Source organism: Erwinia sp. INIA01, from assembly GCF_025947915.1.
GTDB lineage: Bacteria > Pseudomonadota > Gammaproteobacteria > Enterobacterales > Enterobacteriaceae > Erwinia > Erwinia coffeiphila.
Window position 1 is genome coordinate 1 of record NZ_JAPDNC010000006.1, and the last position, 14,962, is coordinate 14,962.

A 14,962-nucleotide genomic window follows, 5' to 3' on the forward strand; every position below is an offset into this window, starting at 1 on the left:
CATGCGAGAGTAGGGAACTGCCAGGCATCAAATAAAGCAGAAGGCCATCCTCACGGATGGCCTTTTTGCGTTTACGCGTTATCAATACTCCCTTGACGAACTCCCCACGGTACAGGTATCCATTTTTTACTATCCGTGTACCTGTCTTCTGCCAGTTCCTAACAACGTTAACCACTCCGAATAAGACATTGTTACTCAACCGTTTCACCACTCAGAACAGTAAAAATCGCTAAATCCACTGCATTAGATGTCCGAATAATTTCCTCAGGTTGTGCCATAATCGGGCTGCGTCTAAAAGGCTATATGCCATATAAATCATAATGTTATAAACACATCATCATCACTACCAATAGCTTTCTTTGGCACTAAAGTTGGCGAGGAAAACTTACGAGGATTTTACATGGACTCAATTACCGAAAAGCAGCAGGGAGACACACTGACTGCACGGCAACGAATCTGGGCGATTGTCGGAGCATCGTCCGGCAACCTGGTTGAATGGTTTGATTTCTACGTTTATTCATTCTGCTCGCTTTATTTTGCCCATATTTTCTTCCCCTCGGGCAATCCAACTACCCAGCTGTTACAGACTGCCGGTATTTTTGCCGCGGGATTCCTGATGCGGCCGATCGGCGGCTGGCTGTTTGGTTACATTGGTGACAAGCACGGGCGTAAGACCTCTATGCTGATTTCCGTCTGCATGATGTGCTTTGGTTCGCTGGTTATCGCCTGTTTGCCGGGCTACGATACCATTGGCGTCTGGGCTCCTGCGCTGCTGCTGCTGGCGCGTCTGTTCCAGGGGTTATCAGTGGGTGGAGAATATGGCACCAGCGCAACCTACATGAGTGAAGTTGCGGCAGAAGGGCGTAAGGGTTTTTACGCTTCTTTTCAGTATGTTACGCTGATCGGTGGTCAGCTAATGGCTCTTCTGACGGTGGTCGTGCTCCAGCAAATTCTCTCCGATCAGGAACTGCGCAGCTGGGGTTGGCGTATTCCATTTGCCCTGGGCGCGGCGCTGGCCATCGTGGCACTTTATCTGCGCCGTTCACTGAATGAAACCTCAGACAGCGCCTCACGCGAGAGTAAAGATGCCGGATCGCTGAAGGGATTATGGAAGCATCGCCGTGCGTTCATTATGGTACTGGGTTTTACCGCAGGTGGTTCACTCAGCTTTTATACCTTCACCACCTACATGCAGAAATATCTGGTCAACACGTCCGGTATGGATCATAAGACGGCCAGTGGCTTGATGACCGCCGCGCTGTTTGTATTTATGCTGCTGCAGCCTGTTATCGGCGGCTTATCGGATAAAATTGGCCGCAGGAGCTCCATGCTGATCTTTGGCGGGCTGGCTGCGGTTTGCACGGTGCCGATCCTGACGTTATTGCAAAGCGTACACGATCCGATCATCGCGTTCGTTTTAGTGATGCTGGCGCTGGTAATCACCAGTTTTTACACCTCAATTAGCGGCATCCTGAAGGCTGAGATGTTCCCGCCAGAAGTCAGGGCGCTGGGGGTAGGGCTGTCCTATGCGGTGGCCAATGCGTTGTTCGGGGGATCTGCGGAATACGTAGCTCTGTCGCTGAAGGCGGTGGGCAGTGAAACCACTTTCTTCTGGTACGTCTCCCTGATGGGCGCGGTGACTTTCCTGGTGTCACTGATGCTACATAAGCGGGGCAAGGGTCTTAAGCTGTAACTAGTGGCCGATATTCCATAACGTATAGCCGGTGGCAGCACCGGCTAAATCCCAGGTAAAATCTTTCCAGCTCCATCCGGTTCCGCCTTCCCGACTGTCGTACAGCTCTTTCGCCGCACCAAGGGAGATGGCAAACGTCAGGCCAAAACTTGCACTACGTCCTTCGCTCCAGTTTTGTCGTTCACCGTAGGCATTTCCCGCTGCCGCCAGAAAGGCGGAAGAGATAAAATGCTGAGCCTTATCACGCCCGGTCCATTCATCCTGGGCCAGATGAGTGCAGCCGCTACAGCAAAGCAAAACCAGGGGAAAACAGATGCGCATATTCGCTCCGGTTAAAAAAGCCCCGTAAAAACGAGGCTGTATAACAGGTCAGACACTACAGAATTCTGCTAATCAGTCGGTCAATGCGAATGCGCCGCAGACGACGGATCAGCTTACGGACCTTAACTGGATAATCGGCAATGCTTTCCAGATCGCGGAAGTGCTCAACCACGGTGGTATGCTGACGGATCAGGCTAAGTTCGCGATCGCGCTGTTCAGTCAGCTGCTGGAGAGGATCGTGGATCAGGACCGCATTTTCCAGATCGAGGCGCCAGGCGCGTGGATTCAGGTTATTGCCGGTGACCATAATCCATTCATCATCTACCCAGAGTCCCTTAAGGTGATAACTGTTCTCGCCGTCTTTCCATAAACGCACGGTAAGCTGCCCGACATCAATGTAATACTGCAGGCGGCTAAGGAAGCGGCGCAGGTTGATTTCGTACAGATAGGGCAGCGCACCGATAATCTTAAATGGCTGATCTTCAGGGATATAGAAATCATTCGCCGTCTTATCGCCAACGATAATCTCAACCTCTTTGCCCCGGCGCAGCAGCCAGATAATGTTTCGAACCAGAATCGCCGGCAGGTTGAAGTAGGGGGTGCAGATCGTCAGCTTGCGCTCGGCGCAGGGCATCAGATGGTAGATGGTTTTATTCAGCAGACTGCGTTTACCCAGCCCAACCAGTGGGGTGACCGCAAGCTGCTCATTGTTGGCGTTGCCGGTGAACTGATAGTCAAAACCACGCAGATCCTGGCGGAACTGGCGGGTTTCATTTTTGATTTCCGGGCTTTTAGGTCGCTGGTGACGATCCAGGCGGTGAACGGCTTCGGCCTGGATCAGATTTTTATCGATCCATCTGAACATCGTATCGGCCAGCTCACGGTTGGTAATGAGCTGATAGCGGTCATAGCGGTATCGGTCACGCTGATGCAGATAGACATCGTTGAAGCTGGCACCGGTATACAGCACCGTATCATCGATAATCGAACCTTTCAGGTGCAGCACGCCCAAAGCTTCGCGGGTGTTGACCGGAATGCCGTAAACCGGGATCGCAATATCTTCGTTCTGACTGGCCATTTCACAGTACCAGTCTGCATTCGTTGCGGAAGCCGCTGCGCCGATTCGGCCGCGCTGAGCGCGGTGCCAGTCGACCAGGACGCAAATATCCAGCGTGGGCCGCAGCCGTTTAGCCGCGTAAAGCGCTGAGAGAATCGCCTGGCCGCCTTCATCATTTTCCAGATAGAGAGCCACGATGCAGATACGCCGTGTCGCCGTCGCGATTTTTTCCAGCAGCGTCTGGCGAAAATCCGCAGGAGAATACAGCGTGGCGAAATCAGCAACTGACTGAGAAAGTTTAGGCAGTTGCGCAAGGTGCTGTTGGTGTTTATTGCGTTTAAAATTTGACAACATCACAGTGCGTTTCTTCTCTGTTCATTGAATGGCCTTTATCCGTAAAATCATGACCCTAACCGAGAATAATACCATTAGTTTGTGCGAAAGGCGTTAGATTTACTTTTCATTGCCGCCTTCCTGTTCGCGCAGCGGCAGCGACAGACCAACAATATCGTCTTCCAACTGCACGTCGACGACAAACCCCAGTTTGCGTGCCAGTGCCAGCATGCCCTGATTACGCGGCATCGTAATACCATTTAACTGCTGCAGGCCGTGATCGCGGGTGTAAACAATCATTTTCTCCAGCAGGCGTCGGCCAAGCCCAAGGCCTTTCAGATCGGAGCGCACCAGGACGGAAAACTCCGCGTCGATATTGTCCGCATCTGAAATTGCGCGGGTTACACCGATAATCTCATCCAGTCCATTATGCTGACGGATGGCAACAATCGCCATTTCTCGATCGTAGTCGATTTGCGTCATGTTAGCCAAATCATCATGGGTGAACTCATTGATCTCGCTGAAGTAGCGATAGTAGAGATCTTCTTTGGTTACCTGAGCGATAAACTGCTGTAGCAGAGGTTCGTCCTCTGGAAGAATGGGCCTGAAGAGGCACTCTTGTCCATTCTTCAGGACGATTGTCTCTTCCAGCGCATGCGGATAGGGACGGATGGTCAGACGGTCTTCCGCATCACCGTGAAACTCCGCCAGCTGAAGCGTTACGTCCAGCAGGGTAAACTCGTTGCCTGTGGCCAGCAGGGGGTGAATATCCAGACGAACAATCTGCGGACAGTCGACAATCAGGTCAGACACCTGAACCAGCACCTGGCTCAGGCCAACGATATCAAGCGGATGTAGCGCACTACGTCCGCGGATCTTGCCGCTTTTAATCGCCTGAATCACCAGATAGCGCGCCAGCGTCATATTCAGCGGCGGCAGTGCCACCACTGCCTGGCGGTCACCCTGCCAGGAGATACCGCCTTCACCCAGCATAATCACCGGACCGAACAGCGGGTCCTGTTCAACCACAATTCGCAATTCCTGCGCCCCGGCACGGTTCGCCATACTTTGTACCAGCAGGCCGTGAATGCGTGCCTGCGGCGAAGTCAGCCTGACGCGATCGATAATCGCCTCGGCCGCCTGCTGCACCTCGGTCGAAGTCCGGAGATACAGCATCACCCCCTGGACTTCTGACTTATGGCGGATATCCGGCGAGCGCAGCTTCAGCGCCACCGGATAGCCAATCTGCGTGGCGATCTGTACCGCTTCACTGCTATCGCCGGCAATCCAGGTCGGAAGCGTATTCAGCCCGTAGGACTGGAGAATTGGCTGTACTTCATGCGTATCCAGCGTGGTGGCACCATTTTCCAGCGCCTGCTGGATCAACTGATGAGCATCACTGGTATTGGCGGTGAGGTTCGCGGGCAGAGCCGGGGTTTCACGTAGCTGCTTCTGGTTACGCCGGTACTCAACCATATGCATAAAGGCCGTCACCGTCCCTTCCGGCGTACGATAGGTGGGGATACCGGCATCGCTGAACAGCCGTCGGGCTTCCTGGGAAGAATGTTCGCCACACCAGTTAGTCAGCAGCGTTATCTGCCTGCCGCGCGGATGCTGTTTCACCAGCTCAATCACCCGCTGAGCCGTTAGCGTCGGTGGCGCAACGGCGCTGGGCGCATGAATGATCAGCAGGGCATCAACGTCATGGCTGTCGAGCAATAGCGACAGCGCCTGCAAATAGCGCTCCGGCGTGGCGTCATCTTTTAAATCCAGCGGGTTACCCGGTGTAATCCCTTCCGGCAGCCGCTCACCGAGTTCAGTAAGTAAAGACTCACTCAGCGTTGCCAGCTTGCCGTTGCGGTCGTACAGCTCGTCCAGCGCCAGCGCGGAGGGCGCGCCGCCGTTGCTGACAATCATCAGCCGTTCACCGCGCAGCGGGCGCATATGGCTGAGCGTTTCCACTGCTGAAAACAGTTCGTGAGTATCCTGCACGCGCAGCAGACCGGCGCGCTGAATGGCCGCATCCCAGGCGGCATCCATTCCGCCATGGGACTTCAGCAGCTGGTTGGCGTGAGGGCTGCGGCCACTTTTGATCACCAGAATCGGTTTATTACGCGATGCGCTGCGGGCGGCAGAAACAAAGCGGCGCGCATCGCTAAGATGCTCCAGATAGAGCAGAATCGCGCTGGTTTTGCCATCGCGCGCCAGGAAGTCGAGCAGATCGTCGGCATCGATATCCAGGCTGTCGCCCAGTGCGATAAACCAGGAGAAGCCAAGCTGGCGCTGCTGCGCCCAGTCGAGAATCGTGTTTGACACTGCCGCCGACTGTGAGATAAAAGCCAGCTTGCCCTTAAGAATCGGCACCGGGGAGAAACTGGCATTCAGCCCCTGCCACGGGGCCAGCAGCCCAAGGCTGTTCGGGCCAAGCAGGCGGATTTGCCAGCGGCTGGCGCAGGCTTCCAGCTCGGCGAGCTGGCTGGCGGGCGCGGAGAGAATAATGCAGGCTTTACAGCCACGTTCGCCGAGCGCGGTCAGCAGTTCCAGATTACGCCGGGCGTGAGTGCAGATAATGGCGAGGTCCGGGGAAAGCGGCAGGCTGGCAATATCAGGCCAGGCCAGTACGCCGCAAACTGCCTGATATTTTGGCGTCACCGGCAGTACCGGTCCGCTGAACCCGCCCGCCAGCAGATTACGCATCATCAGATATCCGGCGCGTTCGGGCCGGGTGGAGGCTCCGATCACGGCGATCGATTTCGGTCGCAACAGTGCTTCTAAACCGCGTTGGCTCATCTCCGCTCCCTTCGAGAAATTATCCGCTACCCTGCAGTAACGTATTTTGATTCTACTCCGGGCGGCGAGAAGATGCTGCGCTGCGTATCAGTTAATTGATCGTGGGCAGAATTTGCGATTCTTCATCAACATTCTCAACGGAAGCCTGATGCAGAGGGTGGTGCGGCTTCCCGGCCAGATAACGCTGGCGGAACAGGTCGAAATGCCGGAACAGCGCTTCACCGGCAGCGGTATCTCCGGCCTGTAACAGCAGTTCTGCTGCGACTTCAGCGGTACAGTGCTGGCCCTCGCCGTGCGACTCGCGTAACAGATAGTTTGAAGGGCGGGTCAGCGTTAGCGACATCACCGGTAGGTCATCGAGCCATGGACTTTTGCGAAACATTTTCCGCGCTTCAGTCCAGGTGCCGTCCAGCATAATAAACAGCGGCGGCTTGCCGCTGAGCGGCGGAGTATTCAGCACCGGACGATCGGCATCGGCGTAAGACTGCGGAAAAACCACCATTGGCTGGAAGTCGGGATTCTGAACAGCCCGGAGCAGGTCGGGCTCGGGCTCCGTGCGTGACCAGCCAAACGCCTCAGTATCCGGCAGGATATCGGCAATCAGCCGCCCGGTGTTGCTGGGTTTCATCGGTTCGCTGTCGAACATCACCAGACAAAAGCGGCTGCGGGCCTGCTGCGGTTCGAGCGTGGCGCACAGGCAGTTCTTCTGCGGCAGCAGGCAGCGCTGGCAGCGTTTGATGCGGTTACCACGGGCAAGGAACGGGCGGGTGGCGCGGGCAAGTCGTGCGGCGCGCAGGCGAAGGACGGCGTTATCGGTCATCAGAGATCATCAGCAAAAAACGCTATTCTAACGGATTCTGGCCGGGTGTGCCCGGCCTTGATAACGCAGTAGGGTGAAGACCCAATCACTGGTCCTCAGTGCATCCTTTTTTCAAACAGAATATCGGCACCGGGCTAGATGTTTTCATCAAGCCACTGGTCGAACGGCGCTTTCGGCATTGCGCCGCTGAGCATATCCGCCATCTGGCCCTGCTTAAAGACCATAATGGTAGGAATGCTGCGGATGCGGAAGCGTGCGCTCAGCTGCTGTTCGGCCTCGGTATTCACTTTCAGGAAGCGTACTTTACCGCTGCGCTCTTTTGCTACGGTTTCATAAACCGGTGCGAAGTTCACGCACGGCCCGCACCACGGAGCCCAGAAATCAATGACTACCGGCAGATCGTCCTGTAGATATTTATCCAGCGTATCGGCAGTGGCATTAATCACCTGGCCATCAAACAGCGGGTCACCGCAGCGACCGCATTTCGCACCATCGGTAATACGTTCTTCAGGCACGCGATTGGTTGCCTGGCAGGATACACAAACTGTATTCATCATTTACCTCGCAGATCGGCGAAAGGGTAAGCGTTTACTTACCTCATTGATCGTTATAGTCCTGTTATTATGCGGGGCGAGAATCCTGGCAACAAAGAGATTTGTTCAATGGATATAATAGGTAATGTCTCATACGCTTCAGGATACAAAACGCGCGGCTGCACTGGCGATATTTGCCGAACGGCGGCTTTTATTGGAAGTTGATAGCTAACTGTTGCCACATCAGGTAATCTGCGCGCTTCGCGCTCAGCCCAGGTGGAGGAAAAATGAACGACGAATCGAAAGGTAAAAGCAGCAAGGTTAAAGTGATGTATGTCCGCAGTGATGATGAAGGCGGCGGCAGCAAGGGTGGATATAATCCTCGCACCGGTAAAGGCCCTCGTCAGGATGACGCGCGGCGTCCATCTCGTCATGCTGACAGTAAGCCACGCGGCGGGCGCGATCGCAGCGAAGGGCGTTCTGACTCTCCGTGGCGCACCGTTTCCCGTGCACCGAATACCACGCCTGATGCGGATAAACCGGATCATGGCGGTATCAGCGGTAAAAGCTTTATTGATCCGGAACAGCTGCGCCGTCAGCGTATGGAAGAGACTCGCGTGTATGGCGAAAATGCCTGTCAGGCGCTGTTCCAGAGCCGTCCGGAGTGCATCGTACGCGCCTGGTTTGTGCAGAGCGTAACGCCACGTTTCCGTGATGCATTGAAGTGGATGGCGGCAAATCGTAAGGCTTATCACACCGTTGATGAAGCCGAGCTGCAAAAAGCGTCCGGTACTGAACACCACGGCGGCGTGTGCTTCCTGATTAAGAAGCGCGTTGGCACGCCGGTGAGCGAGTGGCTGGCTAAAGCCGATCAAAAAGATTGTGTGCTGGCGCTGGAAGGCATCGGTAACCCGCACAATCTTGGTGGCATCATGCGTAGCTGCGCGCACTTCGGTGCAAAAGGCGTGCTGGTGGACGACGCGGCGCTGCTGGAATCCGGTGCGGCAGTGCGAACCGCCGAAGGCGGAGCTGAGCATGTGCAGGCGATCACCGATGAGAGCTTTGCCGCGGGTCTGGATGCATTCCGCCGTGCAGGCTACACCATCGTTACCACATCCAGTCATAAAGGGACTTCCCTGTCGCAGGCAGAACTGCCGGCGAAAATGGTCCTGGTTCTCGGTCAGGAGCGTGATGGTCTGTCAGACAGCACTTTCCAGCAGGGCGATCTGAGCGTATCGATCGGTGGAACGGGCAACGTGGAAAGTCTGAACGTTTCCGTAGCAACCGGTATTCTGCTTGCCGAATGGTGGCGCCAGAACAAGGCGTAATGCCATAAAAAAAGGCGGATAGTCTTATCCGCCCTTGAAAATATCGCTGAAGGCGGCCGGTTCACCGGCCGCCTTTTTTAATGCGCGCCGCCGCCGCCACCTCCGGCACCAAACGGAGGACGGGCGAACCACACCAATATCAGCAGGATCAGGAACACCCCGGCAGATGCCCAGAAAATCTCATTGGCGGAGATAATCAATCCCTGGTTGGTGATCTGCTGCGCCAGATAAGCGGATGCCTGATCGTGGCTCATGCCTAACTGCTCCAGCTTGCTGTACATCTCCTGAGTATTGGCGCTGTAGGGCGTTACGGACTCGGTAAGATGGGCATGGTGTAGCGACTCACGGTCGGTCCACATGGTCGTGGTGATCGATGTACCAATCGAACCAGCCAGCGTACGGGTGAAGTTCGACAGGCTTGATGCCGCCGCCAGCCTCTCCGGCGGCAGGCCGGATAAGGTTATCGTGGTGAGCGGCATAAAGAAGCAGGCCACGGCAAAGCCCTGAATAAACTGCGGCCACGCCGATGCGGCAAAATCCATCCCCGGCTCGAAAGTGTACGCACGCCAGTAGAAGCATATCGCGTAAACAATAAAGCTGAAGGTCACCAGCCGTCGCATATCCAGCTTATGGGCGAAGCGGCCGATAATCGGCGACAGAATCACCGGGATGATCCCAACCGGGGCCGACGCCAATCCTGCCCAGGTGGCGGTATAGCCATACACCTCCTGCAACAGCTGCGGTAGCAGAACGATAGAGCCAAAGTAGAGCATATAGGCGAGGCTGATCGACAGACAGCCAATGGTGAAATTGCGCGACTTAAATAGCGACAGATCCACAATCGGATGATCGTCGGTCAGTTCCCAAACCAGTAGGACAACCAGAGCCACCACGGCGACCACCGTCAGCGTAATAATCTCCGGGGAACTAAACCAGTCCAGCTCTTTACCCCGGTCCAGCATCACCTGCAGACAGCCGACGCCGACAACCAGCAGTACCAAACCGACAGTATCAATCGGTCGGATCACCGTTGGCGTTTCGCGATTGCGCAGCGTTTGCAGCGTCAGCACCACCACCGCAACGCCAATCGGCACGTTGATAAAGAAGATCCAGCCCCAGTGGTAGTTATCGCTGATCCAGCCACCCAGAATCGGGCCGCAGATCGGCGCGACGATCACCGTCATCGCCCACAGCGATAGTGCAATACTGCGCTTCGCCGGAGGATAGTTGCTGAGCAGCAGGCTCTGCGAGAGCGGGATAAGCGGACCGGCCACGATCCCCTGAATCACGCGGAAGAAGATCAGCATGCTCAGGCTTTCCGACATGCCGCACAGCCACGAGGCGACGGCAAATGCCACCGTTGACCACAGGAACAGTTTCACTTCGCCGATGCGCTTTGCCAGCCAGCCGGTAATCGGGATCGAAATGGCGTTTGCCACGCCAAACGAGGTGATAACCCACGTTCCCTGGGAGTTTGACGCCCCCAGGTTACCGGCAATCGTAGGAATGGCCACGTTTGCAATCGTGGAGTCCAGAACCTGCATAAACGTAGCCAGCGACAGCGCAATGGTCATCAGGACCAGTGGCGCGCCCTCAAGCGGTTTTTGTGCCATCACAACCTCCCGCTGGCTTAGTTAGCATTCGCGCGGATGATATCGGCAATCAGGGCGTTAGCCGGGGCCAGATCCAGCGCCAGCGCATCACTTTCGTAAGCAGGTTTACTGCGTACGCTGGTGGCCAGAACCGCGCCGTCACGATTGCTGGTATCAATTTTTACCAGTGTAGACAGACCGATACGCAGCGGATGTTTTGCCACTTCCTGCGCATCCAGCTCAATACGCACCGGCAGGCGCTGAACCACTTTGATCCAGTTGCCGGTCGCATTCTGCGCTGGCAGCAGTGAGAACACGCTGCCGGTACCCATATCCAGGCCGACGACCTTACCGTGATAGACCACGTCATCACCGTAGATATCGCTCACCACGGTAGCGGACTGGCCAATACGTACGCCTTCCAGCTGGGTTTCTTTAAAGTTAGCATCCACCCACAGATTATCAGCAGGAACCACGGCCAGCAGTGGTGTAGCGCTGGTGATCTGAGAACCCACCTGTACGCTGCGGCGTGAAACATAACCGTTAATCGGGCTGATTACGGTGGTACGCTGCAGGGCCAGCCAGGCATCGCGCAGTTCGGCCGCGCTTTGCTTAACGGCAGGCTGATTTTCCAGCGAGGTATCCAGAATCATCGCCTGATTGGCATTGTACTGCTGGGTAGCCACATCGAGCTGAGCCTGAGCCGTAGCCACGGCATCACGAGCGTGTTGCAGGTCTTCACGACCAATCAGATTGGCGGCACCCAGCGGTTCACGGCGCTTTAAATCTGCCTGCGCTTGTTCCAGGGCCGTTTTTTGCAGTGCGATGGTGGCCTGATACTGCTTGCCGTTGATAATGAGCTGATGGGTTTGCCGAACGCTGGTTGCGAGTGCCGTTTGCGCTTTTTCAAACGCCTGCTCGGCATCGGTTCGATCCAGAGTGATCAGGACATCGCCTTTTTTCACATAATCGGTGTCATCAAACCACACTTTATTAACGCTGCCTGAAACCTGCGCCATAACCTGGGTCTGGTTACCGGCAACGTAGGCGTCGTCCGTTTCCTGATAATGACGTAATACCAGGAACCAGTAAGTCAGATAGGCTACCCCGATAATAATGAACAGCACAGCCAGAAAAATCAGCGCGCCTTTACGCGTCTTTTTTTTATTTTTCGGCTGCTGCGGATCCTGCGTGACCGCGTTTGCACTCATGTTTTTCTCCACGTTCTCTTGCCATTCAGGTTCGCCGGACATCCTGTCAGCAACAGCCTGAGTCTAAAATGCCAGCGGGGTTAGCGCTGGCATGAGTTTATTTTTGGATGCTTAAAGTAACGATTCCCTGATACGGGTGTGTCGCACAATATGCTATTAGTGGTTCAATTAACGAGAAAGTGATGCGATAACCTGCTCTTCATCCATTTTATCAAGGCGATTTAATAACTTACGGATGATGCCTTCTAACTGGGATTTTTCGGAATCATTCAGTGATGACCACAGAAGCTGCAGGCTCTGATGCTGAGGTGGCAGCAGCTGACGCAGGAAATCATTGCCCTTAGGCGTCAGATGCAGGTGCAGACAGCGGCGATCGTTATCGCTCTCGCGGCGCTCAATCCATCCACGTTTTTCCAGTTCGTCGGCGATACGGGTCGCGTTTGTACGGGAAGACCCGAGAGCTGAACTCAGCTCGGAAGGTTGAATGCTGTGATCTTCCTGCGCATCCAGCGTGATCAACGCCATGAACAGCGTCTCGTTAATTCCCTGTGCCTTCAGCATCTTGTTGCGGTTTTCCAGTAGTTTGCTCTGCATATGCATACACAAACGGGTCAGCATGATCTCCTGTAACGGGAAATCTTTCTGACGGTTCGCTCGAAAATTAAGCATCTGTTCAATGGGAGAAAACGAACTTTCCATTATAAAGGGACCTCATTAATTGAAACTGGTGTCGTAACGATGATGGCATTTGAGAAAGATCGCTTTCCCGGTTGATGGCTGTTCACAAAGCCGCACTCATCATCAGTAATTTCCAGGTCACTCCATAACCCAGGGCGCTGAGCAGCGTTGATAAAACAATGCTGCGCGAAAAATAGAACGTCATACACAGCACGGCGAAACCGAGCAGCGTAGGAATTAATCGGTCAGGATGCCGCAAGATATCGGGCAGGCTGGAGACAATCAGCAGGGCGCAGATAGAGGCAATGCCGATGCTGTCTAACAGCAGACCGGTCACGCCACGCTTGATGCTGGTGGCCTTGTTCCTGCCGTGCAGGCGCAAAGGCAGATAGCGAAACAGGAAGTTCACCAGGCCTACCAGCACACCGAGTATAAGAATTTGCGAACTCACGGGCGCTCCCTGCCGCCCGGTGGCGGTAGCAGTCCTGCCAGACAGCCGGCAACGATGCCGCTGAGAATGGCAACCGGAATAGAGAACAGCATCATTCCGGCCAGCGCGCCCGCCAGCGCGGCGATAACGGTAAAGCTCTGTCGGCGCTGGAACGAGGCCAGCAAAAAGCTCAGGAACAGTGCGGGCAGCATAAAGGTCAGCGCGCCTTCAACGGCGGGGTAATCATCTAAAAGGCCGTTACCGGACCACGCCCCTGCAACCGTGCCTGCAACCCAGGAAAGCCAGGAGCAGAACGCAATACCCAGCATCCAGTTTTCGCTCCAGCCACGGTTGTCTCGGTAGAGTTTTGCGGTCGCTGCGGCGAAGACTTCATCAGTCAGGCCAAATGCCCAAAAAGGTGTTTTACGTGGGTTAAGTTTTTGAGTGATGCGCTGGCGCAGGGAAGGACCGTAAAGAATGTGTCGCACATCCATCGCCATCACGGTCAGTGCCGCGATCCACAGGGAAGCTCCGGCGCTGAGCAGTGCGGTAATCACAAACTGACTGGCTCCGGCATAGATAATGCAGGAAAAAAATATCGCTTCTAACGGCGTGAAGCCCAGCTTTGTTGCATTCAGTCCAAAGGCAAAGGCAACCGGCACGTAGCCAATAACGATTGGCAGACTGTCGATAACACCTTCGCGCCAGCTGGAAGGAGGGAAATCTGTATTTTCCGAAAGATAATTTCGTTCAGCTGTCATAGCCCGTATCGCTTGTATTGCTGAATAATTGCATGTGAAAAAATAACCAGCTTGAATAAATCGCGTCTAACATTACCAGAGTGTGAAATCTGTTAACAGGCCGTCATACTTGAAAAAACTTCATTTTTGACTCAAAAAATCAGCCTGGAGCAGACTCATGCTTAGAGTTTCGCCACCAGTTGAATAGATTAACGACGGTTAACAGAGCGCCACAAACGCAGACGCCATACCACCCTGCCATCTGATAGGCCGACGCGGAAAGCAGTGAGCCCGCAGCACCACCAATAAAGTAGCAGGTCATGTAACCTGAGGTCAGACGATTACGCGCTTCCGGCATATGGCGATAGATCACGCTCTGGTTGGTGATATGCACACCCTGAACGGCCAGATCGAGCAGCAAAATGCCAATAACCAGTGCGATAAGTGAGTGAGCGCCAACTGCTGTGATTCCCCACGACAGCAGCAGAAGTATCAGCCCTACGCTGGTGGTCAGTCGGGCTTTACCTTTATCGGCCAGCGCGCCGGCCTGGCGTGCTGCCAGTGCCCCTGCCGCACCGACCAGTCCTAACAGACCGATTTCTCCCTCAGAGTAGCCCCATTCGGGCGAAGAGAGCAGAAACGCCATTGAAGTCCAGAGCACGCTGAAGTTGGCAAAAATCAGGCAACCGGTGATGGCCCGGGTGCGCAGAATGGGGTGCTGAGCAAACAGAGAGAAAATCGAACCCAGCAGCTGGCCGTAGTTAAGGGAAACCGATTGCTTATAGCGCGGCAGATAGCGCCACAGGGCCAGAGACATACAGACCATCAGCACGCTGGCGACCCAGTACACGGTACGCCAGCCGCCCAGCTGTGCCAGCCCGCCCGCAACGGTCCGCGCCAGCAGTATCCCCAGCAGCAGCCCGCTCATTACCGTGCCAACAACCCGGCCGCGTTTTTCCGGTGCAGCCAGCGTAGCGGCCAGAGGGACAAGGATTTGCGCCACCACGGAAAACAGTCCGGTGAGAACGGTTCCCAGCAGCATTAGCGGCAGCGTTGGGGAGAGCGCGGTAATGACCATCCCGCCTGCCGCCAGCAGACTCATGGTGACAATTAAACCACGCCGCTCAAGCATATCGCCCAGTGGCACCAGCAGCAGCAGCCCGGCGGCGTAGCCAAGCTGAGCGGTGGTGACGATAAAACCGGCCTGATGGAAAGAGAGATCGAATGCCTGGGCAATGGTTGCCAGCAGCGGTTGAACATAATAATTACAGGCAACGGACAAACCGGTGGCGACAGACATCAGCGCAACCAGCGCCGGATTCAGTCCGGTATGGGGGGATTTCATAGCAGCCAGAACAGGGGTAAGAAATATCTCATAGGCTAATAGTAACCTAAAAAACTATTTCACTCACAGAATAATTAACAGGACAAACCAG

The 14,962-nt window shown here is 55.0% G+C and carries 13 protein-coding genes; 2 read left to right on the forward strand and 11 right to left on the reverse strand.

All coding sequences use genetic code 11. From position 1 onward, the window contains the following. Positions 1-400: 400 nt before the first annotated feature. Positions 401-1,693, forward strand: coding sequence for an MFS transporter (locus tag OMR58_RS11985; protein ID WP_200561489.1), 1,293 nt, complete (start codon positions 401-403; stop codon positions 1,691-1,693). On the opposite strand, the gene OMR58_RS11990 is transcribed toward OMR58_RS11985, so the two are convergent. The 5 genes from OMR58_RS11990 to trxC form a co-directional block, all read right to left on the reverse strand. Then, the gene (locus tag OMR58_RS11990; RefSeq protein WP_200561491.1) at positions 1,694-2,014 is read right to left on the reverse strand and encodes a YfiM family lipoprotein; all 321 of its coding nucleotides are present in this window, start codon (positions 2,012-2,014) and stop codon (positions 1,694-1,696) included. A gap of 55 nt (positions 2,015-2,069) precedes the next feature. Then, positions 2,070-3,425: a CDP-diacylglycerol--serine O-phosphatidyltransferase gene (pssA, locus tag OMR58_RS11995; protein ID WP_234471941.1), complete on the reverse strand. Its 1,356-nt coding sequence runs from the start codon at positions 3,423-3,425 to the stop codon at positions 2,070-2,072. Positions 3,426-3,524: 99 nt separating this feature from the next. Then, positions 3,525-6,194: a bifunctional acetate--CoA ligase family protein/GNAT family N-acetyltransferase gene (locus OMR58_RS12005; protein ID WP_200561495.1), complete on the reverse strand. Its 2,670-nt coding sequence runs from the start codon at positions 6,192-6,194 to the stop codon at positions 3,525-3,527. A 91-nt stretch (positions 6,195-6,285) separates the two neighbouring features. Next, complete coding sequence (locus tag OMR58_RS12010; protein ID WP_264546057.1) at positions 6,286-7,014, reverse strand: tRNA-uridine aminocarboxypropyltransferase; 729 nt, start codon at positions 7,012-7,014, stop codon at positions 6,286-6,288. Positions 7,015-7,148: 134 nt separating this feature from the next. Then, positions 7,149-7,568 carry a thioredoxin TrxC gene (trxC, locus tag OMR58_RS12015; protein ID WP_105593345.1) on the reverse strand — a complete coding sequence of 140 codons (420 nt, stop codon included), beginning with the start codon at positions 7,566-7,568 and terminating at the stop codon, positions 7,149-7,151. 266 nt (positions 7,569-7,834) lie between these two features. Between trxC and OMR58_RS12020 the strand changes: the two genes are divergently transcribed. Continuing rightward, positions 7,835-8,875: a tRNA/rRNA methyltransferase gene (locus OMR58_RS12020; protein WP_200545674.1), complete on the forward strand. Its 1,041-nt coding sequence runs from the start codon at positions 7,835-7,837 to the stop codon at positions 8,873-8,875. 77 nt (positions 8,876-8,952) lie between these two features. On the opposite strand, the gene emrB is transcribed toward OMR58_RS12020, so the two are convergent. The 6 genes from emrB to OMR58_RS12050 all read right to left on the reverse strand — a co-directional run bounded on the left by emrB (position 8,953) and on the right by OMR58_RS12050 (position 14,871). Next, the gene (gene emrB, locus OMR58_RS12025; protein WP_105593132.1) at positions 8,953-10,491 is read right to left on the reverse strand and encodes a multidrug efflux MFS transporter permease subunit EmrB; all 1,539 of its coding nucleotides are present in this window, start codon (positions 10,489-10,491) and stop codon (positions 8,953-8,955) included. 14 nt (positions 10,492-10,505) lie between these two features. Then, complete coding sequence (gene emrA, locus OMR58_RS12030) at positions 10,506-11,678, reverse strand: multidrug efflux MFS transporter periplasmic adaptor subunit EmrA (protein ID WP_264546058.1); 1,173 nt, start codon at positions 11,676-11,678, stop codon at positions 10,506-10,508. A gap of 168 nt (positions 11,679-11,846) precedes the next feature. Continuing rightward, the gene (gene mprA, locus OMR58_RS12035; protein WP_105593133.1) at positions 11,847-12,377 is read right to left on the reverse strand and encodes a transcriptional repressor MprA; all 531 of its coding nucleotides are present in this window, start codon (positions 12,375-12,377) and stop codon (positions 11,847-11,849) included. An 82-nt stretch (positions 12,378-12,459) separates the two neighbouring features. Further along, complete coding sequence (gene ygaH / locus OMR58_RS12040) at positions 12,460-12,807, reverse strand: L-valine transporter subunit YgaH (RefSeq protein WP_105593134.1); 348 nt, start codon at positions 12,805-12,807, stop codon at positions 12,460-12,462. Then, positions 12,804-13,547 carry an AzlC family ABC transporter permease gene (locus OMR58_RS12045; protein WP_264546059.1) on the reverse strand — a complete coding sequence of 248 codons (744 nt, stop codon included), beginning with the start codon at positions 13,545-13,547 and terminating at the stop codon, positions 12,804-12,806. The genes ygaH and OMR58_RS12045 overlap by 4 nt, the downstream gene beginning before the upstream one ends. Before the next feature lie 139 nt (positions 13,548-13,686). Beyond that, positions 13,687-14,871: an MFS transporter gene (locus tag OMR58_RS12050; RefSeq protein WP_264546060.1), complete on the reverse strand. Its 1,185-nt coding sequence runs from the start codon at positions 14,869-14,871 to the stop codon at positions 13,687-13,689. Between the last annotated feature and the right edge of the window lie 91 nt (positions 14,872-14,962).